Annotated in this window: 16 protein-coding genes; all 16 read left to right on the top strand. The window is 38.5% G+C overall.

The genetic code is table 11. The annotated features are described in order from the left end of the window. Positions 1-3 precede the first annotated feature (3 nt). On the top strand, positions 4-2,451 hold the full coding sequence (locus tag LVD47_RS05625; RefSeq protein ID WP_236974579.1) for a T9SS type A sorting domain-containing protein: 2,448 nt from the start codon (positions 4-6) through the stop codon (positions 2,449-2,451). 50 nt (positions 2,452-2,501) lie between these two features. Continuing rightward, positions 2,502-3,350, top strand: coding sequence for a hypothetical protein (locus LVD47_RS05620; RefSeq protein ID WP_236974578.1), 849 nt, complete (start codon positions 2,502-2,504; stop codon positions 3,348-3,350). A gap of 228 nt (positions 3,351-3,578) precedes the next feature. Further along, positions 3,579-6,032: a T9SS type A sorting domain-containing protein gene (locus tag LVD47_RS05615; RefSeq protein ID WP_236974577.1), complete on the top strand. Its 2,454-nt coding sequence runs from the start codon at positions 3,579-3,581 to the stop codon at positions 6,030-6,032. Between the two features lie 132 nt (positions 6,033-6,164). Continuing rightward, the gene (locus LVD47_RS05610; RefSeq protein WP_236974576.1) at positions 6,165-7,202 is read left to right on the top strand and encodes a FecR family protein; all 1,038 of its coding nucleotides are present in this window, start codon (positions 6,165-6,167) and stop codon (positions 7,200-7,202) included. A 111-nt stretch (positions 7,203-7,313) separates the two neighbouring features. After that, a complete protein-coding gene (locus tag LVD47_RS05605) occupies positions 7,314-10,874 on the top strand; it encodes a SusC/RagA family TonB-linked outer membrane protein (RefSeq protein ID WP_236974575.1) in 3,561 nt (1,186 codons plus the stop codon). A 16-nt stretch (positions 10,875-10,890) separates the two neighbouring features. Next, positions 10,891-12,573 carry a SusD/RagB family nutrient-binding outer membrane lipoprotein gene (locus tag LVD47_RS05600; RefSeq protein ID WP_236974574.1) on the top strand — a complete coding sequence of 561 codons (1,683 nt, stop codon included), beginning with the start codon at positions 10,891-10,893 and terminating at the stop codon, positions 12,571-12,573. Positions 12,574-12,625: 52 nt separating this feature from the next. Then, the gene (locus tag LVD47_RS05595) at positions 12,626-13,537 is read left to right on the top strand and encodes a DUF6807 family protein (RefSeq protein ID WP_236974573.1); all 912 of its coding nucleotides are present in this window, start codon (positions 12,626-12,628) and stop codon (positions 13,535-13,537) included. 35 nt (positions 13,538-13,572) lie between these two features. Continuing rightward, complete coding sequence (locus LVD47_RS05590) at positions 13,573-15,804, top strand: alpha/beta hydrolase (RefSeq protein ID WP_236974572.1); 2,232 nt, start codon at positions 13,573-13,575, stop codon at positions 15,802-15,804. Positions 15,805-15,813: 9 nt separating this feature from the next. Beyond that, positions 15,814-16,692 carry a GNAT family N-acetyltransferase gene (locus tag LVD47_RS05585; protein ID WP_236974571.1) on the top strand — a complete coding sequence of 293 codons (879 nt, stop codon included), beginning with the start codon at positions 15,814-15,816 and terminating at the stop codon, positions 16,690-16,692. A gap of 92 nt (positions 16,693-16,784) precedes the next feature. Further along, positions 16,785-18,683: a hypothetical protein gene (locus LVD47_RS05580; RefSeq protein ID WP_236974570.1), complete on the top strand. Its 1,899-nt coding sequence runs from the start codon at positions 16,785-16,787 to the stop codon at positions 18,681-18,683. 13 nt (positions 18,684-18,696) lie between these two features. Next, positions 18,697-19,488 carry a hypothetical protein gene (locus tag LVD47_RS05575; protein WP_236974569.1) on the top strand — a complete coding sequence of 264 codons (792 nt, stop codon included), beginning with the start codon at positions 18,697-18,699 and terminating at the stop codon, positions 19,486-19,488. Positions 19,489-19,502: 14 nt separating this feature from the next. Then, entirely contained in the window at positions 19,503-21,761 is a 2,259-nt protein-coding gene (locus tag LVD47_RS05570; protein ID WP_236974568.1) for a right-handed parallel beta-helix repeat-containing protein, read from the top strand. A gap of 7 nt (positions 21,762-21,768) precedes the next feature. Then, the gene (locus LVD47_RS05565) at positions 21,769-22,722 is read left to right on the top strand and encodes a hypothetical protein (RefSeq protein ID WP_236974567.1); all 954 of its coding nucleotides are present in this window, start codon (positions 21,769-21,771) and stop codon (positions 22,720-22,722) included. Between the two features lie 32 nt (positions 22,723-22,754). Beyond that, positions 22,755-23,552, top strand: coding sequence for a DUF1338 domain-containing protein (locus LVD47_RS05560; RefSeq protein WP_236974566.1), 798 nt, complete (start codon positions 22,755-22,757; stop codon positions 23,550-23,552). Between the two features lie 5 nt (positions 23,553-23,557). Next, positions 23,558-24,688, top strand: coding sequence for a saccharopine dehydrogenase family protein (locus tag LVD47_RS05555; RefSeq protein WP_236974565.1), 1,131 nt, complete (start codon positions 23,558-23,560; stop codon positions 24,686-24,688). 6 nt (positions 24,689-24,694) lie between these two features. After that, positions 24,695-26,230 (top strand): L-piperidine-6-carboxylate dehydrogenase, encoded by a 1,536-nt coding sequence (amaB, locus tag LVD47_RS05550; RefSeq protein ID WP_236974564.1) that lies wholly within the window; start codon positions 24,695-24,697, stop codon positions 26,228-26,230. The last annotated feature ends 18 nt before the right edge of the window (positions 26,231-26,248 follow it).

Here is a 26,248-nt window from a genome sequence, read left to right as displayed (position 1 = left end):
CATATGAATTTTAGAATGCAATTAATACGATACTGTTTGGCATTTTTGTGGTTGGGTGGTGCCATACCGCTAAGTGCTCAGTATTCGGATACACAGCATCGTTCGTTAAAGGAAGGGGAGATACCTGTAAGTGAACCGGGATATTATGGGGCGCCTGGGGCTACCTACGTGCTGGTGAATGATATAAAATCCAACATGAGCCCTATTTTTTTGGGAAATAATGTAACTCTGGATCTTAATGGGTATGAAATAGTGTATGCCGATGGTGATTATGAGCATGTACCCAATTATGGTTTTGAAGATGGTTTGTCTTCTTGGGATTTGTCCGATGCTCCAGAGGCACAACTGGTCGATAACAAGGTTCAGGTGTTTATTGGGGATAGTGCGTTGAGCCTGGTCCAGGGAGAGGAAATCACCTCTAAATTTGTACAACTACCGGTTGCTGACCGCTCATACTTTGCCATGTGCGGGGTAGCAAGTAATACGATGAAAGTAAGCGTATTTGTTGAAAATGAAAAAGGGGAAATTGTATATAGTAATAATCCATATGGAAACGATATAATGCAGGGATGCCCGGTAGAAAATAAACATCCACAGCTGGGTGGTGGCTTTGTATATGCTCATTTCCAGGGTAAGTCCACAGGGAAATATAGAGTTCGAATAAGAGCAGAAACTGACGCTATAGTTGATCAAATAGATATCCGGCCGGCACTGGATGTGGGCGTAGGTATTGTAGAGCGGACTTTTACCAATACCCATACCGATCATATGTATGCAGGATGGTACGATCCTGCCTTTTATGATTACACGGAGGACTTTGGAGATGGGAATCCAATAGAAGGTGTTCCGGTTGTGCAGCGCGGCGAAGAAGGTACGATAATCATAAAGAATGGAACTATTCGAAGTGGAGCCAGAGGAATTTTATCCTGGGGGATCCAATCAACTGCTACTAAAATAGATTTGAATATTGATAATGTAAAAATTGTCTCTTCTGGCATCAATACCAATGCAATTGAAGTCATCGCAGCAAATATATCCAATTGTTATTTTGATGTCGAGACTCCTTTTATTATCAATCGACACAACAGTGGTAATTACGCCGTTGACTTAAGGGGAACACAATCTTCTGAAGTGTCACATTCGGAGTTTTATGGTGGACAAGGTTGTTTATCATACCGGGGAAACGGGAGTAAAATTCATGATAATTTGTTTGTCAACCGGCAAACCGTCACCAATCACTATAGTATTGGAACTGGAGGTAGGTTTTCAGAGATATATCGCAATGTATTTAAGCCAGAGTTGGGCTCAGGAATCGGGGTAGGTGGAAGAGATATCAAAATTTATGACAACGAAATTCATATTGAAGCAGCTCCACCCACTTGTGAATACGGGCACGAAGATTATAGTGTGAATGGTATACGTCTGGCAGATTACAATGCGCCTCCCGGTGATCCGGACGGTTGTTATGATAACCAAATTTACGACAATAAATTTTTTATTACGGGAAAAGACTATCCGGAATACCCTGATTATATACCCGTTGCTACCGCCATTTTTTACAGTGCCAGTGGAGGGGATAACTTTATTTATGACAATGAAGTTTTAGTCGATGCTCTGGATCCTGATTCAAAAGCGAGGACCAGTGCTTTTTATGTTGGTGGTGGTACCATTGGAGGTATTTTTGAAAACAATACGATAGAAACAAATGTACCTGCATTTTGGCTGGGGTCTCCATATGGAGACGCAGCACAGACAAAGATAATTGAAAATACGATCGTTCAAACTCCAAATGCGCTGGATAATTATGCTCCGGTAAGACTGGGGAGCGGGGGAAATTTGGCAACGGATATTGAGTTTATTAGTAATAATATTGAAGGTAGGGATAGCATCCTCAATTTTGATGCAACCCGGAGACAGCATACCTATTCCGTACTTTGGAGTCTGGAAATATCAACAAAGGATACTGAAGGACTTCCCATTTTCGGCCAGAGAATTAAAATATATGACAACGAAGACAACCTGGTAGTAGATTCCACAACGGGAAACAGTGGTGTATTGAAAGTTGTGTTGAAAGAATATGAATATTACAACAGGCTTGTTCACAACAAACATCCTTACAGGGTTGTAGTCGGTGGACAGGAAAGCAATATTCGGCTGAAAAGGGACAGACAATTGATTGTTTTGCTCGATGAAATATCAGGGAGCAAAGAGCAGTATTTAACAGAGTTCTCTTACGGTCCCAATCCGGCAGACTCGGCCTTGAATTTGAATTTTTCAAATACCATCGAGAGGAGGATAAAATTATTGGACAGTAATAATAAAACCTGTTTGCAGAAGGTGGTCCGTGGAAATAAAGTAAAGTTGGATATTTCTTCTTTTCCTTCGGGGAGCTACTTTTTACAAGTTGTTGAAGGGGAGAAAATTATTACGGAAAAGATCCTGATACATTAGAATTACTATATAAATTATTTGTTAATTTTTAAATACATAAATAATATATTATGAGTACTTTATTGAAATTATTGTCCGTCTTATTGATGGCGGGTTTGTTTATTACAATTACGAGCTGTGACAAGGAAGATCCAATTCCTGAAGGGCCTCAAGTTTCTATAACTTCTCCGGGATTGACGGTGTCAAATGGCCTACTTGAGGTAGGGGTTACCCAGGATTCAATGGTAATAATTAGTTATACAGTTGATGCTCCAGGTGGAATTATGACCTTGGAACAAAGTGTTGAAGGAGTATCAGAATCTGTATCTGCAGCAGTAGGACAAGATGCATACACTAGACAGATCATAGTTGACGTGCCGTACGAAGACAAAGAAATTCCTGTAGAGGTAAACGTGACTGACGATCATGGTCAATCTTCTTCTGCGTCTCTTTCTATAGCCGTAGAGGCAATAGTTCCTCCAGCGACTCCTCTTACTGATAACCAACTAATTACTATGGGAGGAAATAGTAGTCCAAGCGAATTTAGTAGATGGGACTTCGATATTCCGGTTGGATACTCTGGCTGGGCATTACGCAATACGGATCAGGATAAAGTGGAATCTATTGATATTTTCTATACAAACCTTTCATTTAGAGATAACGATGACAATGGTATGTTTGGAGAAGACGGAACAGGAGGTGTTTTTCTAAAAACTGATTTCACTGAAGAAGAATTTAGAAATATGGAAGACGATGCCTTATTTTCAGATATGGAAATAGATAAAACGTATGTAGACTTTGAAATAGGTGATGTTGTTATTTTTGAAACGGATATGGGCCGTAAGGGAATATTGTTCGCAAAAGAATATTATGAAGGAACGGATGATATTGATATTGAAATAAAATTACAGGAAAATTAATAGAATCTCGTTTTTTTAATTGAAGGTGCAAAAAGACCGAGGAGCTGGAATCGTATGTGAAATTATTTCATTGAAGTACATAGGTTTGACAAACTACATCACGACCTGCCTTTCTCCAAAATTTGTCGTATGTGGGACAAATTGGAATAATAGGCAACTTTTTTTAAAGTTTGTCAAACCTTTCTCAGTATCTAAAACGGATCAATAGAAATAGAAAAAAAATTATTGATGAGAGTAATAAGTTCTTCCTGGCGAGTTGTATTCTTTTTTGCACTAGTGTTTGTAAATTGTTGGCCTGGATATGGACAGTATACGGAAACAATTCACAGGGAACTTGAAGCAGGTGAGATACCGATTAGTAAACCGGGGTATTACGGTAAGCCCGGAGCAACATATGTTTTGGTGAATGATATCCGAAGTAGTAGAAGTGGTTTGTTCCTGGGGAAAGATGTAACCCTGGACCTAAATGGATATGAAATTGTTTATGCTAACGGTGATTACCATCATTTACCAAATTACAGCTTTGAAGAAGGAAAAGTGGGGTGGGATTTTTCAAATGCACTCAATTCCAAAATTTTAGGTCGAGTGGAGCAGGTTTTTATTGGGGACAAAGTTTTGCGGTTAGATGCTGGAGAGGAGATTACCTCTGACTATATAGAATTGCCGGATTCGGGACGGTCCTATTTTGCTATATGTGGAGTTGCAAAAAACACCATGCGTGTAAGCGTTTATATTGAAGATTCTGAAGGTGAAATCGTCAAATGTATCAACCGTTATGGTAATACAGAACTACAGGGAAGTCCGGTAGAAAATAAACATCCACAATTGGGAGGTGGATTTGTATACGCACATATGTATGGAAAACCATCCGGCAGATACCGAGTACGAATTCGGGCGGAGACCGAGGCTATTATCGACCATGTTGATCTAAGGCCGGCTATGGATGTGGGTGTCGGGGTTATCGAAAGGACGTATACCAATGCACACAGTGACGATTTGTATGATGGTTGGCACCATCCCGCATTTTATGACTATACATCCAATTTTGGAAATGGGGTTCCACTGGATAGTATCCCCGTGACTAAGACTGGGGCTGAAGGCAGTATCACGATTAAGAACGGGGTTATTAGGAGTGGTGTTAGGGGTATCTTGTCCTGGGGGATACAATCTACAGCTGAGTCGATGGATTTTACTATCGACAATGTGAAAGTAGTTTCTTCCGGAATTAATACCAATGCCGTCGAGGTGCCACAGGCTACCATTAAAAATTGTTATTTTGATATAGAAAGCCCTTTTATTATTAACAGACATGGCTCTCACTACTACGCTGTAGATTTACGTGGGGACCAACCTTCGGAAGTTTCCTATTCTGAGTTCTATGGTGGACAAGGTTGTCTAAATTTTCAGGGCAAGGACTCTGATATCCACCACAATTTTTTTGCCAATCGACAAATGGTGACCAATCACTATAGTATTATGGCTGGGGGTAATCAATCCAGGATTTACGAAAATGTATTTATGCCGGAAACCGGTTCAGGTATAGAAATTTACAGAAGAAATGGTATTTCAATTTATAATAATGAAATATACATCGAGGCTTCACCTCCTACTTGTGAATATGGAAATGAGGATTACAGCGTAAATGGGGTCAGATTAGCTGACTATAATGCCAAACCCGGTGCTTCAAATGGATGTTATAATAATAGCATTTTTAATAACAATTTCTATATTACAGGAAAGGATTACCCGGAATTTCCCAATTATATTCCTGTTGCTACGGCAATATTTTACAGTGCAAGTGGAGGGGATAATTTTGTATACAATAATAAGGTTATTGTGGATGCAAGAGATCCTAAGTCAAAAGCTATTACATGTGGATTTTACGTGGGGGGAGGAACAATCGGAGGTGTCTTTGAAAATAATACTGTAAAAACAAATGTCCCTGCATTTTGGTTGGCCACTCCGTATGGTGATGCTGAAAAGGTGATAATAAAGGGTAACACAATCATTGAATCTCAAGAGTCGATTGAGAATTATGCTCCTATTAAATTGGGGCATGGGAATAATTTGGCTACAGAAATCCGATTTGTGTCTAATTTAATACAAGGCGGAAATAGGAGATTGGAATTTATTAGGACACGTAGGGAACATACCTATTCTGTATTCTGGCAACTTCAAGCAACCTTGGTTGATCAACAAAACTATTACGGTAATAGACACAGGTTAACTATTTCAGATATAAATGGCATTGTAGCAAATGATACGTTGATTTCGACAAATGATACCTTTCATACAATTCTTAAAGAATATTCGTATTACAATCGGCTTCGTCATGAAGAGCACCCTTATAAATTAAAAGTCGGAGAACACGAAGAGGATATATCTTTGGATAAAGATACTTTAATCACTTTTACACTGGATGAATTATCAAGTATTATAAATGTATTTGAAAACAAATATTCAGCTAGTCCCAATCCTGTAAGGTCAAGATTGTATATTAGTACTCAAGATATTGGAAAATACCAGGTGAAAATTTTGGATCTTCATGGTAAAGTCTATTTTGAAAATAATATTTATTCAAGGAGTTTGCAATTGGACACTTCTTTTTTACCAACAGGAGTCTATATCCTGATGGTTGAAGACGGGAAAGGAGTTTATACAAAAAGGATTCTAAAGCATTGAGGCAGAGTTGTGGATGTATTTATTTGTGATGATAAATTTTAAAATATTTGCAGTGTAACTAGGTGTAGTTGAATTGAAAAGTGACTTATTAATAAAATAGCAATTAGCTATAAAAACTTAATTTCGGAATTAATGAAGGAAGAGCGATTTAGTGAATTAATAAAAAAATATCAGGAAGGAAAGGCTTCTTCTGCTGAAATTGAATTAATCGAAGCTTGGTTGGATTCACGGAAGGATTTTGAAACATATGGAAAACTATCTGATATAGAAGTTCAGAAAATAAAAAAAAGTATCAAGTCTGGTGTTGACAATCGTATTGAAAGTAAGACCTACGATAAGGTGAAATTAGGTAGGGGATTTAATATTATTAGGAGAGCAGCAGCAATTCTGATAGTTGTTGTTGCTGGATTTTTATTGTGGGAGATGATTGGCAATTTTGCAGAAAAGACTCAAATCCAAATTGCACAATCCTCAGGAGAAGTTAAAAAAGTGATTTTGAATGATGGAAGTATTGTTTGGTTAAAAGGGAATAGTTCCTTGACCTATCCTGAAGAATTTACTGGTGAACAGAGACTTGTAGAACTCGATGGAGAGGCTCTATTTGAAATAACCAAAGCATATACAGAACCGGGGTTATGGGGTCGAATAATAGGCGAAAAGAGTGTACGTAAAAGTTTTATTGTAAAAAGCGGTTCTTTAAAAACCCGTGTTATGGGAACAAGTTTTAATATAAAGACTAAACCTGGAGAGACGGAAGTGTATGTATTAACTGGAAAAGTTGAAGTCCTGTTGGATGAAGAAAAGGGTCTGGAATTATTACCTAATGAAAGGAGTGTCTTTGAGCATGATTTGCAAAAATTGACAAAAATTAACCAGGAAAGTCTCTCGATGGATTCAATTCGAAAAGCTCCGACCTTTGGAGAATATACTCAGGGTACTGAATACGATATGTACTTTGAAAATATTGAATTAAATGAAGTTGCTAAAAGAATTACAGAAAAGTTCGATGTTGAAATAGCCGTTGAAGAATCAATGAAGAATTGTTTAATTCGTGCGGATTTTACAGACCAATCATTGGAAAATACGCTGGAATTGATTGTGGAAACTTTAAACGGAAATTATAAAATTGAAAAGGAAATGGTATACCTGAGTGGTAGGGGGTGTTATTAATATTTTACATCCGATTTGGGTAAAATGAAATTGTAATAGGAGTACAGAGTTTTGGGAGTGGGCCAACATTCCTGGATGATGTTTTAAATAAATAATAGAAAACAAATGGAGATGAAAAATTATTTTTCTAGGGTGCCGCTTATTTATAAAGTGATGAAATTTTCGGCAGGACAGTTATTATTGATGATATTATTTACCGGTTTCACTTTAGCAAATGAAACGGATGCCCAGATATTGGATGAAAAGGTAACCATTGAATGGGAGTCTGTCAATATTATCCGGGCATTGGAGCTTTTAGAGGAACAAACAGATGTGAAATTTGTATACAGTGAAAGTCGTTTGAAGCTTGAAGGAAGTATTACGTACAGGGGGAGAAATCTTGAACTAAAGCGTGTTTTGGATGCTATATTTGCTCCACGTTCTATTGGTTATTTAGTAAACGGCAACTTCATTATATTAAAAGAAAAGCCCGTAAATGTATTACCCGAAAGATTGCCAACAATAGGAAGACGAGAGGTTTTCAGTACTGTGCGGAAGGTTTCAACAATTACAGGTGTGGTGACGGATGATAGTGGTGAACCCCTTATAGGTGTTAATGTTCTAGTAAAGGGTACTGACCATGGAACGGCAACAAATTACAATGGAGGATTTTCTTTAGAGAGTGTTGAGGAAAATGCTACTTTAGTTTTTTCATATATAGGTTACAATACCAAAGAAGTTCCACTAGATGGAAATGATTATGTTGAAGTGGTAATGAGTGAAAATATACAGCAATTATCACAGGTAGTTGTTACAGGACTCGGTATTGAAAGAGAAAAAAAAGCATTGGGATATGCAGCACAGGAACTGGGATCCAGAGATCTTGAAGCCGCCCGCGAAGTAAATGTTGCCGATTATCTCGCGGGCAAAGTAGCAGGTGTTCAAATTTCTAAATTGGCAGGTGGCGTTGGGAGTTCATCATCAGTGGTGATTAGAGGCAACAGTTCCCTAAGTGGAAACAACCAACCCTTGTATGTAGTCGATGGGGTCCCTATAGTGAATGATGGACACAGCAGTGGGGTATTTGAATCTAGGGATTATGGCGATGGCATAGGTGGTATTAATCCGCAGGATATTGAATCAATTTCTGTTTTGAAAGGACCCAATTCCTCTGCACTGTATGGTTCAAGAGGAGCTAATGGAGTGATTTTAATTACCACAAAATCCGGAAAAGGATCTAAAGGTCTTGGCGTAGAAATTAATTCGAGTCTGGGACTTGACTTTTTAAACCTGATCCCGACATACCAAAATAAATACGGTTCTGGTTATGATGGGACAGGTGTTGCCAACTATGGAAAGAATGAGGTCAATGGTGAGAACTATTTTTATCCAGAATGGGGAAATCTCGATAGTTGGGGTGGTCCCCTGGATGGTAGCATATCTATTATTGATGTATATCGAATGCCTGATGACGATGGTCCTCCACGGACAATGCCTTATGTTTCCCAACCGGAAGACAATGTGCGCGATCTCTTTTATAAGACAGGAATTACCAATACTCAGAACGTGGCTATTACAGGGAGCAATGAAAATTCTTCTTTTCGTTTGTCCTTAGGTAATACCAATGCAAAGGGTGTTATTCCCAACCATGAAATTACAAGGTCAAACGTAGCTATAAAAGCTAATAGCCAGGTCAGTGAAAAAATTAGCATTGATGCCAGTGCAAATTATATCCGTTCAGGTGGAAATCAACGACCCACTCTTGGATATTCTGAACAGAATCCAATTTATAATTTAGCTATTTTATCGAGGTTTACACCGTTGGACTTTATAAAAAGATATTATGAAGAAACGGGAAGTTATGCTCGGTTCCCAGGCATGAATTACAATCCATGGTATATTGTCAATGAATTGAAAAATGAAGATAAAAAAGACCGTCTTTTGGGATATGTTTCTGCTAATATTGAATTTACCAGTTGGTTGAATTTAATGGGTAGGATTAGTACTGATATTTTTACGGAACTTAGAGAGGAAAGGTGGCCAGTCGGTGCCCGCGGTAGCAGCAATCAACCCGGCCGAATGACACAGACTAATCGGCACAGGAAAGATGTTAATGGTGATTTATTACTTACGGCTGAAAAAGACTTTTCAGGTCCTTTAGCAGGTTATTTGACTTTGGGAGGTAGTTATTTGTCACAGCGCTATGATCAAATGTTTTGGGATGCGCGTGATTTTAAGGCAGAAGATATTTTTCATATAAGTAATGCCAATGATGTAAGAGCAGATGGAAATTTGTGGGAAAGAGAAATGCAATCTGTATTTTTCAATAGTCAATTGAGTTATCGGGATATGCTGTATCTGGATATTACAGGACGGAATGATTGGTCTTCTACATTGGGGGCTGATAACAATTCCTATTTCTATCCATCTGTGAGTACCAGTTTTATATTTTCAGAATTACTGTCTGCAAGCAGTTTTGTAACATTCGGCAAAGTGAGGGCTTCCTGGGCGCAGGTTGGAAATGATTCAGATCCTTATTTGACACATGTTGGATATTCTTTGTATAATACGGGGTTTGATGGACTTAATTTTGCTTCTAAAAGTGGAACAATTCCACCCGTAAACCTTAAGAATGAGCTTACTGAATCCTGGGAAATTGGAACGGACCTGAGATTCATGCAAAACCGGTTGGGGCTTGATATTACCTACTATAATGGAAGAACCTATAATCAGATTTTGAACGTACCTGTATCCAATGCCAGTGGTTACAGTCAGGCGATCGTTAATGCAGGTGAAATCCAAAATAAGGGATTGGAAGTCATGTTGAATTACGACATTTTTGATCCGGCAACGAATGCGTTTGGATGGAGTATTACAGCCAATTATGCAAAAAACAATTCTACTATAGTTGAATTAGCACCTGATATTGATGTTTATACCTTAATAAGCACTTCTATGAATAATATAGAGGCAAGAGAGGGACAGCCATACGGGAATATTGTAGGATATGCTTACAAAAGGGCACCCTCAGGAGAGCGGATAGTCAATGAATCTGGAGGTTATGTGCGCGAGGAAGAAGTCAGTGTTTTGGGGAATATTACGCCGGATTGGATCGGGGGATTAATGAATACTTTTAGATACAAGCGCTTTTCAATGAGCGTTTTGTTGGATTTTGTCCAGGGAGGAGAAATATCTTCGCATACCCGGGAAAGAATGACTGCTAAGGGAACAGGTAAGTTTACTGAGGAAGGAAGACGACCCAAAGATGTAGATGAAAACGGGAATCAACTACCCTATGTTGGAGTTCTTGATGGTGTAATGGAAGTGACAGATAGTGAAGGGAATGTAGTGGGGTATGAAAAAAATACAAAAGCAGTACCTGGTCAAACCTATTGGGCTAATAGAGCCTGGTCACAAATTGGAGAAGAATTTGTATTGGATGCGAGTTATATAAGTTTGAGAGAAGTAATGTTGAGGTATAGCTTTAGTCCAAAATTTCTCGAACGAACTCCTTTTCAAAAATTGAATCTAAGTTTAGTAGGAAGAAATTTAATGTATTTGGAAGAGCATATGGACGATATGGGGATTTCCCCTGAATCTGCGCCCAATAATTCTGCCGCCGCCGCAGGATTGGAAACCTTGGCAATGCCCACTACCAGGACCTTTACTTTGAATGTAAACCTTTCCTTCTAACAAGAAAATTAATATAATGAAAATCTATATAAGAATTATACCAATTGTTTTGTCAGCTTTATTTTTTTCTACATCCTGTACGAAAGATTTCGAAGAGATCAATACTCCAAGAGATTTATTGCTCGAGGATAAAGTTGACGTGAATTTGATGTTAACAAGAGTAATGACGTATGCCATAATCAGGGACGGAGAAAGTGGGTTCGGGACCATTGGCAATTATTCGGGAATGTCAGTTTCTGGAGCAAATAGGCCTTTTCAAGAGGGTGAAAGTTCTGGATTGTGGAATGATACCTATGACAATTATGGGCGTAATTTGGCCGATATTATTGATATTTGTGAAAGGAGGGATTTGGAAGATGGAGAGCAATCGCGAACTAACAAAATTGCAATAGCACGTATTTTAAAAGCATGGGCTTTTTCTAGATGTACAGATGTATATGGAGATATTCCATATTTCGAATCCAATTTGCCAATCGAGGATGCCGTTTTTAAACCCAAGTACGATGATCAAAAGTCAATCTATGAAGACCTTTTTAAAGAATTAAGGGAAGCGGCCAATCAATTGGATCCGGACAAGGAGTCTTTTGATGAAGCTGATATCATGTATGAAGGAGATGTCGTGAAATGGAGAAAATTTGCTAATTCACTCCGATTGCGTCTCGCTTTGAGATTGAGATACGTTGATGAGGGTATGGCTAGTGAGAACATGAGCGATCTTTCACTTGACGATGTAATTACTGAAAGAGAAGACGATGCAGTTGTATATACTATAACAGATTATCCGGAGCATACGAATCCCGAGTATGTGGATTTGGTTTCCCGGGGCTTTATCGTGGTAAAAAATGCAATGGCAAAGACCTTCCTTGACATCCTGGCTAATAACGATGACCCGCGAACCAAAGTGTTTGCAGATACTGCAAAGGCTGAATGGCCGGGTGACCCAGATTATCCCCAGTACGACTATTTCGGTTATAGGGGCCTGCCATTACTGGGAATGTCCCCGCCCGAATACGGTTACCCTTATGCTGATGAATCGGTATCCCGTTGGTCCGACCTTTTGTGGGTCCCGAATATTGAACGAGCTCTTTTTAAAGCTTCGGAAACCTATTTTGCTTTGTCGGAAGCGGCGTTGTTTGGCATAAAGGGATCTCCTGAAGATGCACAGGGATATTACGAAAAAGGCTTGGAATTAGCGATGGAACATACGCTGGAATTTTACCAGCGGAGCGAACCACAATTGGCTGATGTCATCCAGTTATTCGATCCTGAAGCTACTTCAAATGAAATAGCGCAAAGGATAGCCGGTAAAAAAATCACCCAGGAAGAAATTGATGCTTTTTTGGCAGAATCTCCTGTAGTAGAACTATCCGGTACAAGTGAAGAAAAACTGGAACAAATTATTAATCAAAAGATGATAGCTTTATTTCCCCAGGAACAGGAAGCCTGGTCCGAATACCGAAGAACGGGCTACCCTAGAATTCTCGTCGGGCCGGACAATGATCATCTTATGGGGCAAATTCCGAGAAGGTTTCCCTATCCGACCAATGAACAAAATATAAATGGAGAACAATATCAGATTGCCTTGCAGAATATAGGTGGGCAGGACAACCGGTTGGTGCGTATTTGGTGGGACGCTAATCCAGAACCTATTAAAGAGCATCCGGAAGAAGTACAATGGATGGCCAAACCCTACAGGTGATAACAAAATTCAAATGCTTATCTTTAACATGAATCAAAATAAATAATAAACAATGTTAAGGTTTGCCATACTATTTTTAAGCGTAAAATTATTTATTTTATCTGCTGCGAGCGGACAAGATCTCAAAGTGATTAGTAGTCTTGAAGGGTTTGAATTTTATGAAGGTAATCGACCGATATTGACCTATATTGTCAAAGCCAATGATGAACACAAGCCCTATGACCGACCGCATTATATTCATCCACTATACGGACTTGATGGCAGCGTGCTCACAGAAGATGTTCCAGAAGATCATCCCCATCATCACGGAGTTTTTACGGCTTGGCACCAGTTATTATACAAAGGTGAACAGATAGGGGATACCTGGTTATGTGAGAATACAGAGTGGGAAGTAGAAAGTACTTCAATTGATGAGATGGAAGATCAAATAGTATTGCATTCTGCAGTAGATTGGATGTCAAAATTGGATAGTAGTTCTTCAAAAGAAGCCGTAGTAAGGGAAGAAATGGAATTGAGTATACACAAATCAGTTGAAGGATATAGAGCCATTGATTTTGAATTTATATTGATTCCTTTAGTGTCAGATATTGCTATAGGTGGATCAGATAATGAAAAGGGATATGGAGGTTTCAATGTTCGTTTGAAAAGTCCTGAGAATTTGATTTTTAATTCGGAAGGCGAGGTCAATCCAGAGAATACGGCAGTTCAGACGAAACCGTGGATGGATTTTATAATGAAAAATGAAAACGCTGGAGTGGTAGTCATGGTTCATCCGGAAAATCCTGGTGAACACGATAAATGGATTCTACGTAATAGCAAAAGTATGCAAAATCCGGTTTTTCCGGGTAGAGAGCCTGTCGTATTACCGTCAGAAGGAATAACACTAAAATACAGGGTAATTGTATATGATAATACATTTGATTCTTCAAGAATACCATATTTGTACGATGGCTACAAAAAATAGTAAGATTTAATTTGGGTTACAATAATTACTTTACATTGATTAATTACTTACGGAATATATTAATTGTATCGGTTTTGGGAATAGCGGCATGTACAGCTAATGCAAAACCCGTTTACATAGTCGATTCAATGCATTTTAGTGATGTATTTGGTGAATACAGACATTACCGGATCTTTTTACCTTCTGAGTATTATGAAAGGCCAAATAACTACCCCGTGGTATATTTTTATCACGGATGGTCGCAGCGGTATTTTGGTAGTTTGATAAGAGATGAAAATAATACGAAAAATCCTTCTGAAGAAGAGTTGATTTCAGAAGTGGTGGATAGGTATCAGTTGATTGTAGTTAAACCCGATGGTTACAATGCTGATCCAGAAGATCCGTATTACTTGAGACCTTATAATGTGGGTCCGGTAGAAACCCATAGACAATTTGCATTATACTTTCCAGAGTTGGTAGGTTTTGTGGATAAAAACTATAGAACTAAACCAGAGCGGAAGTACAGAGGGATTACGGGATATTCAATGGGTGGTTTTATGTCTTTTTGGTTAGCAGGGAAATATCCACACCTAGTATCAGCGGCGGGTAGCTTTTGCGGGTCTCCGGAATTTGTAATAGGTCCCAAAAATTTTCCAGTTGAGTATTATCATGGAGATGTACATCAAAATTACAAAGGAGTTCGATTGCGATTAAATTATGGAATAGAGGACTTTATCCGTGCTTACCATCGCGATTTGAACGAAATATTTGAAAATAGATTAGAGTATTATGAGGTGAGTGATTACCCGGGAGGACATGCTTTGTCCGGATTTGATGATATGTTTGATTTTTTCAATCGTTCATTTGAAAGTCCTTTGCCTTTAGTTCGTAGCTGGAATCACATTGATGTATATCCTCATTTTGAGGTTTGGGATTACCGTGTGACCTCAGATAGGAACATTCCGGGATTTACAATCCTTGAGAATGTATGTCACAATGGATTTCGAAGTAGTATTAGACCGTTTTTACCGAATGGAAAACCTATGGAGAGGTTTATGGTAAGGGTTGGTACTTCCCCAAGATACGAAAGAAACACTGATTATGTAGTTGCAATCTACGATTTAAAAGACCTAAATTATAAGGAACTTACTATAAAGTCTGATGACGATGGAAGATTGGAAATAAATTTGAACGGCAGTTTGAATGAAGTAGCCATTTTTCATCCTGATAGTGCAAGAGCCTTACCAATAATTCATTCTGTGGAAAGGAAATCAAATTCACAGCAGGAAGAAAGGAGAGAAAGGTTCTTTGTTAAGATATTGAACAAGGGCACAGAGGATTTTAAAGATGCTAAAATGGAAATTTTTTCTTTTAGAGATAAAGTGAAGCTTGGAGAAGTCAGCGTTTCCAAACTAAGAGGAGGAAAGTTAGTAGAAATTGAAGTGGAAATACAGCGACTGGAAACAAATCATACGTTGGAAGTTGAAAAATATATAGCTGTTTTTTCCAACGAAAAGGGAAAACGCTGGGAGGATACTTTTGAGTTGCGTATCCCGGAACGCAAAACCCTTGAAAAAAATTATATAATTGCAGACGGTGGTGAATATACATACTTGTCTAGAGGTAGTGACACGATTACCGCTGTTTTGGGAACTGGAAATGGCGACGGCGTGCTTAATCCAGGAGAGTCGTTTGCTATTTTAGTTGAAGATAATGGATTGCATAGATTGACGCAAATAAAGTCTAATTCAGAATTTTTGAATCTGGAATCGAAATATTCAAGAAAATCTGATAATTGGGTCCCGTTTGATCATGTTGGTGGATCATTTAAGTACACTATCCCAACGGTATCTTCAAATATCCTTGACGGAGAATTCATTGATTTGGCTATCGAATATTGGATGCCCAATTATCCGGACCATTTCATAAAAAAAAGCAGGATACGCGTGCCTGTAGAGGGTGAAGATTTTACAGCTCCTGTGGTAAATGATATTACATTGAATGGTGATAATGTTTTGCAGATATCTATATCTGATGGTGCAAGTATAGAGGTAGCCAAACTTTTAGTAAAAGGGGAAGAAGATACTGGTTCAATTACAGAATATGAATTGAATGATGATGGCGTGGGTGATGATATTGTTCCTAATGATGGAGTCATTACTCAGAAGATTAGTGTGCCTTATTTCGGAGAGTATAACCTTTCATTGTACCTTGAAGATGAATTGGGAAATTCAGGAGTTGTTACGCCTCAAGAAACGTATTTGTTTTATGGGAATAATTTGAAATAGGTATAATACTTGATAAACACTGATCAAACATATAATAATGGAATACAATTAAGAAATATAGATGAATCCGATTTGGGATTTTGCGGAGAATTGGTAAAGCAAGCAGGATGGAATCAAAATGAAAATGATTGGAGGAGAATGTTAAGGTTGGACCCGGAAGGATGTTTCCTGGGAGAGATAAAGGGGCGTAAAGTAGCTTCTGCTGTATTTACGCGATTTGAGAATGTGGTATGGATATCAATGGTTCTTGTTCACAAAGATTATCGCCGACAGGGAATAGGACGTAAAATGTTTGAGAGGATAATGGGGAAGTTGAAATCGATAGGTGTCAAAACGGTGAGGCTGGATGCGACCGAGATGGGCGTGAATTTATATAAGAAATTTGGTTTTAGAGAGGAGTATAATTTGACGAGGTTTGTACGTGAGCCAATAGTGCCAAAAAAAGCTTTAAGTAAAAGATTGTATGAATTGTCAGATTTGAAAGAAATAAGAGAATGTACTGTTATTGATGAAAAAATTACAGCGACTAATCGTGAAAATTTATTTCAAATACTTTGCGAGGATAGGTCAGCAAAATATTGTGGTAATTTTTCATCAAATGGTAAAATGGAAGGATATGTGGTTATACGAGATGGCCGAAATGGCGTACAAATAGGACCCTGTGTAGCATTGAGCAGTAAAGGTGAAATTCTTTTGGATACGGCAATGAATGCCGTAGGAGATAGAAAAATAATTGTTGATATCCCTGAAAAGCATCCTCAGGCTGTGAATTGGGCACTTAATAATGGATTTGAGAAAAAAAGAAGTTTTATTAGGATGTATGTCGGTGAGAAATTAAGAGATAGTCCAGAAAATATTTGGGCGAGTTTCGGACCGGAAAAGGGATAAACAAGAAATAAAATAAGAGAAGATGTTTAACTAGTGTCAAAAATCAAAGAGTGAATTTTTGAACAGAGGTTGTGTGTCAAAACCAAAACAAAATGAAATATTGCAATACTGTTAGTGTGTTATTTTTATTGTTGTTCATTTGTAGGGTAAATGGATTGGATGGCAGATGTGTTAGCCTAGATAAAAATTTGTCTGAAATCATAACAGAAATAGAAGACGAAAAGACCTATATTATCCATGCACCAATAAATGATATAAATGAGTTTAGAGAATTGGCAGAACAAGTTTCTGTCTTAAAATCATTTGGTAGAGTGTTAGTAAATATAAGTACTCTAGCAGATAAATCTTTCCACGAAATACCGGATGGAAGAAACCATTGGTATGAATATGCTAGTTATAACCCAACACCATTCAAGTTTTTCCCAGATGAAAAAATAAAACCTTTTATTCCTCAGTCTTTTGTCGAGAAAAATAAGATTCTTATAAAAGCCAAAGCAGAAATACTTAGGGAATATGGCTTAAAGGCGGCATTCTGGTCTTATGAGCCTAATTTTTTGCCTTATGAATTTTTCGATCAATACCCACAAATGTTGGGCCCCAGAGTGGATCACCCCAGGAGAAGTAATGAGCCTGCATTCGCACCTTGTATTTCTGTTAAAGCCACACGCGATATGTACCGTAGAATGGTTAGTATTCTTTTAAAGGAGGTTCCGGAAATCGAGGCATTCTTTTTTAAGACTAATGATGCAGGGTCGGGAATCTGCTGGTCAGATTGGCAATATACGGGGCCAAATGGACCTCTGCATTGTAAAGATGTTAAAATGGGAAGTAGGGTGCAAAAGCTAATGAATACCTTTAAAGAAGGAGCTAATGATGTAGGTAAGGATATTGAAATATATTTGACCGGGTCGATGTTTTCCGATGAAGAGAAAGCTGAAATTTATGAAAACCTTCCTTCAAATTGTTTTTTTCAGAGCCATAATTCTGATAAAGTCAGTGGACTCAAAAGCGGGATCGTAAGCAAGTATCCGATACGAGGATTTATAGATCCTATAAGTACAATAGAAGATGTAGTATCGACGATTCAGGATAACCCCCAAACTATATTTATCAGCTTTCGAGCGTCCTACGACCGGGGATATGAAAATAAAGAGGGACGACAGTTTTTACTTGATATGGTAACAACTGCCTTGCGCCGGAAAGAAGCGCTGAAAACAGAAGAATTATTTAAGGAGTTTTTGAAAGACCGCGGTGTCAAAAAACTTGGTGAGGAATTTTATCAAATTTGTAAAGAAATTAACAAAGCCGAAGAATACAGGAGTGATTCGGTAAAAGGACTGAGTAATATTTATTGGACCATTTCTACTCGTCATATTTTGCGTCCTTTGGTGTTTAACCCCCTTCTATTAAATTCGGAAGAAGAAAGATATTTTTTGCCTGAAGTATTCAATACGTCACAGGACGAAGCTCGATTGGACTATGCAGATATCCATGGAGGAAGATGGAGTTTGCCCTATAATCAAGGATTGATATACGCCTTGAAACTAGATAGTGTAGCGAATGACTTAATTGCTCTTTTTGAGAAAAGTAAATCTTTAGACTTTGTGAAAGACTGGAGTAGATCCATTCGTATCCAAAGTAGTTTGGCCAGAACGGCAGTCCACTTTGCAGAAGCCCAGAAAATAAGGGACCAAAATAGAATAGAAATAGAGAAAGGACCTCATGGTCCGGGTAAAGAATCTACATGGTCCGGTGATGAAGATTTATTAAAATTTAATGAGATAATGCGACAGGAGTTTGATAATACTCAGAATCTTATTGAGCTTTTGGAAAATGAGGGGATGGATCTTATTTGCCATGCAGTGAAATCTGTTTATGAGGATACATTTTTACTGGGACCGGATTTAATAGATCAATTAAAATTGAAGAGGAAAATAATGATGAAGCATTGGACGGATATCGAAAAATACTTGACTACTCCATTGAAATAATATAATAAAAAAAATGAAGACATTTTTGAAAATACTATTTGGAATTGGTGCTGTTCTATTATTAATCAATATAGCGGGATTATTTAAAACTATGAGAAATCCTGAATTGTATGAAGAGAATCGCACAGGTAGACTCAACGACATAACTATAGAGTATCCTGAAATAAATGAAATGTTATTAAAAAAACCGGATGAATCCAATCGAGAATTTGCCATTCGATTGAATAAAATAGTTAGCAAAGGGATGATTCATTATTGGAGGGATCCAGCTATTGATAAATATCATTTAAGAGTTCCGATATGGGAGAATTATATGCTATTTGCAGCTTCATATATTAAGCCAGATCGATATCTGAAATATGAATTCACCAATTATAGGAAGAATCTTGAACGAGGTCTGGGGGTGTGTTCTACGCATTCTACCGTAGTCAAGGGTGTGTTGAATGAACATGGAATTGAAGCTGAGCTTTGGGACATTGCCGGGCATGTTGTTGTTACAGCACAGGTTTCAGAAAATGAATCCATTATTTTGGATCCTGACTACGGTATTTTTGTGCCCTACGATATTGAGGCTATCGAATCGGACCCCGAGATTACAAGGGCTTCTTATGCGAGCATGCATGAACTTTATAAGCCCGAATATGACGATCCATATACCACTGATATTGTGGTTGATTTATATGGCAAGGAAGGTAATCACACCTATGTTATAGATCATTGGTTTGAACATTTTTCATATGTGGCTATCTGGGTTCTTCCTTTCCTTTTTATGCTACCGGGAATATTCTTATTTAATAAAAAGTAATAATACAAGTTATTATGATAAAATATAATGCTTTTAAAGCCGATAAAATGTTAGAATTGGTGGATTTGTTAGGCCTACGAAATAGGAGCTGGGTGGTATTGGGTTTATTAATATTTGGAGGCTTGTATACTGCAAGTGCACAGTACAAAACTGTTCCTCATCGACACGTCCAACCCGGTGAAATTGCAATTGATAAGCCGGGATTTTATGGAGAACAAGGAGCGACCTATGTTCTTACGGATAATATTGTAAGTCAGAAAAGTGGAATTTTTTTAGGAAAAGATGTTACACTAGATCTCAATGGGTACGCTTTGACTTTTGCAACCGGATACTATGATCATATTCCCAATTCCGGATTTGAAGATGGAGAGATACACTGGGATCTGAGTGAGGCTCCCGGGGCCAAGGTGAAAAACACCAGGGACGTACATATTTTTATTGGGGATAAGCTGCTGAGCCTGGAAAAAGGTGATGAGGTAGTGTCAGGTTATGTAAATCTTCCGGAAGCGAACCGTTCGTATTATGCTATGTGTGGAATTACAGGCCGCCATTCCCGGGATTTGAATTCCGATTTGTCGAATGAGATGAAGATTAGTCTATATGTGGAAGATGAGCACGGAGAACAGGTGGAAGTTACTACGGAGTATCAGGATGGTAAAAAGGTAAGTTGTCCTGTGGAAAATCGATCTCCCCGACTGGGGGGTGGATTTATTATTGCACATTTACAGGGACTTCCGGCTGGTAAGTACCGGGTTAGAGTGAAGGCCGAAACTGATTGCTTGATCGATGAAGTGGATATCCGTCCCGCAATGGATGTCGGAATTGGAATTGTGGAGAATACGGATCCGTATGGGCATTTTGATCATTTATACGATATCAGGCACAGTGCTTTTTTCGACTATACTGCTGATATTTCCAGTGGGCGCCCGTTGGATGGTATCCCCATTGCTGAGGGAAGAGGTACTGTGACCATTAAAAATGGGGTCATCAGATCGGGAACAAAGGGGGTACAGTCATGGGGTGTGCAATCTACAGCTAATGAAACCAAAATTATATTGGATAATGTAAAAGTCATTAACCAGGGGATCAATTCAATAGCGGTTGATGTGCCGCAGGCCTTGATTACCGGGTGTACTTTTGAAGTGGATAATCCTTTTGTCATCAACCGCCATGGTTCACAGTTTTATGCAGTGGACATCCGGGGAGAGGCACCTTCTGAAGTCTCGTTTTCGGAATTTAATGGGGGACAGGGATGTTTGGTATTCAAGGGGAACAATTCCAGTATTCACAACAATTATTTTGCAAATGAGCAAATGGTTACCAATCACTATAGTATTATGGCTATCGGAGATAGCTCTGAAATTTTTGAAAACCGGATAGAGCCCAAAACAGGATCGGGCATTGAGATCTACCGGCACAAAGGCATCGAAATATTCAACAATTTCATAAAAGTGGAATCTTCACCTCCTACTTGTGAGTATGGTGCTGAAGAGTACAGTGTGGCAGCAATAAGGATTGCCGATTACAATGCAGAACCTGATTCCAAAGGAGGTGCCGCAAATAACAAAGTTTATAACAATAAAATATACGTTACAGGTCGTGCATTTCCTGAATATGAAAAATACACACCCATGGTCTGGGCATTTTTCTACAGTGCAAGTGGAGGGCAAAATTATATTTTTGGGAATGAGATCTTTGTAGATCATAAAGAACCGAATGCCAAAGCCGAAGCTTCGGCCTTTTACATTTGTGGAGGTCTGGAAGGCTATGGTGGAAAATTTTACAATAACCGGATCCTTACCAATGTTCCCGCAGCCTGGATTGCATCCCGCTATGGGGGTACTGTGAATACGGAGGTATATAACAATACCATAATGCGGTCTCCCACTGCATCTGAAGATCTGCAACCTTTCAGAATGGGGTGGAAGTACGGCAAAACAAGCTATGCTCGTGATGTTAAGTTTTATTCTAACCGTTTTGAGGGGATGGAGTTTGGGATTGACCGTACAAACCAGGACCACAGTTATGAAGTGTACTGGACATTAGAAGTACGGGCCGAGGGATTAGTTAATAAAAGGGTAGTCGTTGAGAATTCAGAGGGTACAGTGGTAGATGAAGGTAGGATCAATTCCAAAGGTGTCTGGACAACGGAATTGTTAGATTTTTCATATGCAAAGGGAAATAAAACGTCAAATAATACCTACAAAGTCGTTTGTGGAAATTTTGATAAAAGAGTAATTCTGAATAAAAATCAAATTGTAACAATTAAATAAATGGATAATGAAAAAAATATTTATTACCCTGCTTGTTTTGGCAATTTACAGTGTGCCGGGATTTTCCGGGGAAAATGTGTTTTCAGTGGAAGGGAACCGTACCCTTCTAAACGGGGAGGAATTTCAGGTCATTGGTCTTCGATGTTCAAATTCTCTGTATTCTGAAGAAACCACGGATGACCTTATCGATCACCTGGATGCTTATATGTCATACGGGATAAATACCATAAGCGTATTTCTTATGGGATCCCGTTTTGGGGATATAAAAGGATATAATGAAGATGCATCTTTGAATAAGACCTATGCGAATCGCCTCAAAAGGATCATTGAAGAATGTGATAAGAGGCAAATGGTGGTATTAGTGGGCTGTTTGTATTGGAGCGATAATAACGGCTCTCGAGCTAAATGGGAGAGTTGGGGACAGGAAGAAGCAAATAATGCAATAGCTAATACAGTCCGGTTTTTGTCTGAAAATGAATTTCAAAATGTATTTATCGATCCGGACAACGAAGGTATGGCCAATCGGTCGGCCGGGTTTAATATCAGTCAGATGATCACTGCCGGAAAAACTGTTGACCCCTCTTATGTCATTGGGTATAACAATTGGGGGTTTGCTCCGCGAAGTGCAGATATGGCTTTACACTTTTCAAACAAAACCAAAATCATTCCCTATATAGAAACCGAAGGGACGATGACTGATTACTGGGGACCGTATAGCAAGGAAAACGGAACGTATCATTATATCAATGTGGGTATTTATACAGAGGGAAAAAAAGCTCAACAGTTGAGGCTGACAAAGGAACATTTGGACAATGGATACGGCTATATTTTTGCTTCAACCTGGTTACAAAATATCCCTATAAATCACAATCCCGGTGGACATGGAACACACTGCGATCCTGGTATTAAATGGTGGTTGAATTATATAAAGGAGAATTACGGAGCCTACAGCCCGAAGTAATAGTAATAAATTAATAAAATACACTTAGTGATATGAAAAACAATTATAATGAAACCTTCCTGAAATTGTGGAAGAAATACATCACATTGTGTCCTTCAGCTTTGAAGATTCACGATTTGTTATCAAAAAATAGCGTTATTCCAAACGACCATATTGCATTCAGGACATTTAATGATCCTCGAGTGGATAAAAGAGTGTTAGCGAGTCATTTTGAAAATTTAGGATATACTATTGAAGGCGATTATTATTTCGAGGAGAAAAAGCTTAATGCTATTCATATGGAACATTCAGACCCAGAGGCGCCCAAAGTTTTTATTAGTGAATTGATTATATCAGAATTTTCTTCAGGTCTACAGGATTTGGTGAAAAAGCTTATTGAAGAAATTCCTATTACTATGTATGGCAACCCTCAGCTTATATTTCAGGGACGGTTGTGGGAAACCCCAACTTACAGTGTTTATGAAAAATTGAGAGAGGAAAGTGAATATGCAGCCTGGATGTATATCTATGGTTTTTGCGCTAATCATTTTACCATTTTAGTAAATCATTTGGATGGATTTGATGGCCTGAATGAATTAAATGAATATTTAGTGCAAAATGATTTCAAAATGAATTTCAGCGGGGGGATTATCAAAGGTGGACCTAATGTGTGGCTTGAACAGAGTAGTATTATGGCAGATAGTATAGATGTGAGGTTTAAGGAAAAAATTTATACGGTTCCCGGATGTTACTATGAATTTGCTTACAGGTATGAAAAGGATGGAGCATTATTCAATGGATTTGTAACCCAGTCAGCAAATAAAATTTTTGAAAGCACGGATAAAAAGTAAAGATAATGAAGAAAATTATAATTGTTGGAGCAGGGGGGATTGGCAAAGCCTGTGGACTAATATTATTAGAACATTTTTCAAAAGGAGAGGTCAAAGTGGAGCTTGCTGATATTTCCGTTTCACAATGTGAGCGCGCACGCAGATGGATTTATAATGGACTTGGAAAAAAACAAGAAATCGAAATATTGGAAATCAAAGATTTAGCCTCATGGAACCCCACTGGAGATATACTTTTGGATTGTACTCCGGGGAGGTATTCAGTAGATGTTGCTAAAGTAGCATTGAAAAATAATATGCATTATGCCAATCTCACCGAACATGTTTCCGAGACCAAAGAAATAATCTCTATAACAAGAGGCAGTGAAAACGGATTTATACTCCAAACAGGCCTTGCGCCAGGATTTATAAATGTATTTACCAATTGCCTCGTGGACCTTTTCGAGAAAAGTCACCCAGAAATTCAAATAGAACATGTGAAAATGAGGGTGGGAGCCCTTAGTCCCTATGTGACGTCTCCTTCCTATTATGCCTTTACCTGGAGTCCGGTTGGGGTAAGTACCGAGTATTTAAATGATGCGGAGGTACTTAAAAAAGGTAAGGTGCAAATGGAACCTTCCCTTTCTCAACGAGAAGATTTAATTATTAATGGTGAGTTGTTTGAAGCAGACCTTACTTCAGGAGGAGCCAGTGACTTACCTGATTATTACAAAAATAAAATTGAAAACCTGGAATATAAAACACTCAGGTATCCCGGACATTATTCGAGGGTCGATCAACTAAAGGAAATGTTGGGGAATGATTTAAATCCGGAAACCTTAAAAGCAAAAATGCTCGATGAAACTTCATTTCAAGAAGACGATCGCGTATTGATTTATTCCAGTGTAGCCGGGAGAAATGAAGCAGGGTATTGGATGGAAAAGAACAAACATTTGGAAGTTAGGCCGGTAAATTTCAATGGTATTGTATTAACAGGTATCCAAAGAACGACAGCATCTGCATTGTGTCAATCAGCTCTTTTGCTGATGGCAGGGAACCTGAAAGGTCCAGTACTGCAAAGTCAAATTCCTACAAAACCATTTCTTTCCGGTCTATTTATTGAGCAGCACTATGGAAATTTTTACGAAGACTTTAAATAACAAAATATGACAAAGAATATATTCGAGGCATTGGGAATTAGAGAGAAAAATGGGGGAACGATTATTGGGTTGCGTGAAAGTTTTGACAACAAAAAAATAAAAGAAATATCCTCTTTCTCTCCGGCAAATAATCGCAAACTAGCGGATGTAACTATTACATCACGAGAGGAATTCAATCAGACCATTTTTGAAGCAAGGAAAGCATTTAAAGAATGGAGGAAAGTACCGCCGCCGCAAAGAGGTGATATTATTCGTCAATACGGGGATATTTTACGAAAGCATAAATCCGAGTTGGGGCAACTTGTTTCCAGAGAAATGGGTAAAAGTTTGCAGGAAGGGAAAGGAGAGGTTCAGGAAATGATAGATATATGTGATTATGCAGTAGGCTTATCCAGACAATTGTATGGAAAAACAATAGCCTCGGAAAGACCAAATCATCATATGTTGGAAAGATGGCATCCACTTGGTATAGTAGGCATTATTTCAGCATTTAATTTTCCTGTAGCGGTTTGGTCTTGGAATGCAATGATTGCACTAGTATGTGGAAATGTATGTGTTTGGAAGCCTTCAGAGAAAACGCCTCTGTGTGCCATTGCCTGTCAAAATCTTTTAGTTCGGATACTTCGTGAAAATGGGATTAATACAGCCATTTCAAGTGTGATCAATGGAGATCGGACCGTTGGGAATTGGATGACAAGTGACCCTGCAGTTAACCTGGTATCAGCCACTGGAAGTATTCGAATGGGCAGGGAAGTAGCAGTGGAAGTAGGAAAAAGACTGGGAAAACTTATTCTGGAACTTGGAGGCAATAACGCCATGATTATAAGCCCACAGGCTAATATGGATTTGGCTTTGAATGCTTCTGTATTTGGAGCAATTGGGACTGCCGGACAACGGTGTACATCAACCAGAAGATTGATAATTCACGATTCCATTTACGATGACTTTGTAGATAAATTAAAGAATGCATACAAACAAATTAATGTTGGAGATCCCCTGGATGAAGATAATCACATGGGACCTTTGATCGACCAAGACGCCGTGGACAATTATTTATCAGCATTAAATCAAATTAGAAAAGAAGGGGGAAAATTCATTGTTGAGGGGGGATTATATACCGAAAAAAAGCTTGAGAGCAATTTTTATGTAAAACCCTGTGTTGCGGAGATAAGTCCGGATGCCAATATTGTCCGTGAAGAAACCTTTGCTCCCATTCTTTATGTTTTACGGTACAATACTTTTGAGGAGGCTCTCACTATCCAAAACAGTACTTCCCAGGGATTGTCTAGTTCTATTATTACAGAGAATGTGCGAGAGGCTGAATACTTTATTTCTAGTGAAGGTTCGGATTGTGGGATTGCAAATGTAAATATTGGAACCAGCGGAGCTGAAATTGGTGGTGCTTTCGGAGGAGAAAAGGACACGGGGGGCGGACGCGAAAGTGGTTCCGATGCCTGGAAGGTTTATATGAGGCGCCAAACAATTACCATTAATTTTGGAAGTGATATACCTCTGGCTCAGGGCATATCTTTTGATTTTTAATGCGGTTACAAAACATCG

Origin of the sequence: Membranihabitans maritimus (assembly GCF_021729145.1) — a bacterium.
Lineage (GTDB): Bacteria > Bacteroidota > Bacteroidia > Chitinophagales > Saprospiraceae > Membranihabitans > Membranihabitans maritimus.
This window is presented reverse-complemented; position numbering and strand designations above follow the sequence as displayed.

Bases quoted from the DNA above. Each gene is read 5' to 3' on its own strand.
- LVD47_RS05570 (WP_236974568.1), top strand. From the start codon at position 19,503: ATGATAAAATATAATGCTTTTAAAGCCGATAAAATGTTAGAATTGGTG.
- LVD47_RS05575 (WP_236974569.1), top strand. From the start codon at position 18,697: ATGAAGACATTTTTGAAAATACTATTTGGAATTGGTGCTGTTCTATTA.
- LVD47_RS05555 (WP_236974565.1), top strand. From the start codon at position 23,558: ATGAAGAAAATTATAATTGTTGGAGCAGGGGGGATTGGCAAAGCCTGT.
- LVD47_RS05580 (WP_236974570.1), top strand. From the start codon at position 16,785: ATGAAATATTGCAATACTGTTAGTGTGTTATTTTTATTGTTGTTCATT.
- LVD47_RS05620 (WP_236974578.1), top strand. From the start codon at position 2,502: ATGAGTACTTTATTGAAATTATTGTCCGTCTTATTGATGGCGGGTTTG.
- amaB (WP_236974564.1), top strand. From the start codon at position 24,695: ATGACAAAGAATATATTCGAGGCATTGGGAATTAGAGAGAAAAATGGG.
- LVD47_RS05625 (WP_236974579.1), top strand. From the start codon at position 4: ATGAATTTTAGAATGCAATTAATACGATACTGTTTGGCATTTTTGTGG.
- LVD47_RS05565 (WP_236974567.1), top strand. From the start codon at position 21,769: ATGAAAAAAATATTTATTACCCTGCTTGTTTTGGCAATTTACAGTGTG.
- LVD47_RS05600 (WP_236974574.1), top strand. From the start codon at position 10,891: ATGAAAATCTATATAAGAATTATACCAATTGTTTTGTCAGCTTTATTT.
- LVD47_RS05605 (WP_236974575.1), top strand. From the start codon at position 7,314: ATGAAAAATTATTTTTCTAGGGTGCCGCTTATTTATAAAGTGATGAAA.
- LVD47_RS05610 (WP_236974576.1), top strand. From the start codon at position 6,165: ATGAAGGAAGAGCGATTTAGTGAATTAATAAAAAAATATCAGGAAGGA.
- LVD47_RS05560 (WP_236974566.1), top strand. From the start codon at position 22,755: ATGAAAAACAATTATAATGAAACCTTCCTGAAATTGTGGAAGAAATAC.
- LVD47_RS05615 (WP_236974577.1), top strand. From the start codon at position 3,579: ATGAGAGTAATAAGTTCTTCCTGGCGAGTTGTATTCTTTTTTGCACTA.
- LVD47_RS05595 (WP_236974573.1), top strand. From the start codon at position 12,626: ATGTTAAGGTTTGCCATACTATTTTTAAGCGTAAAATTATTTATTTTA.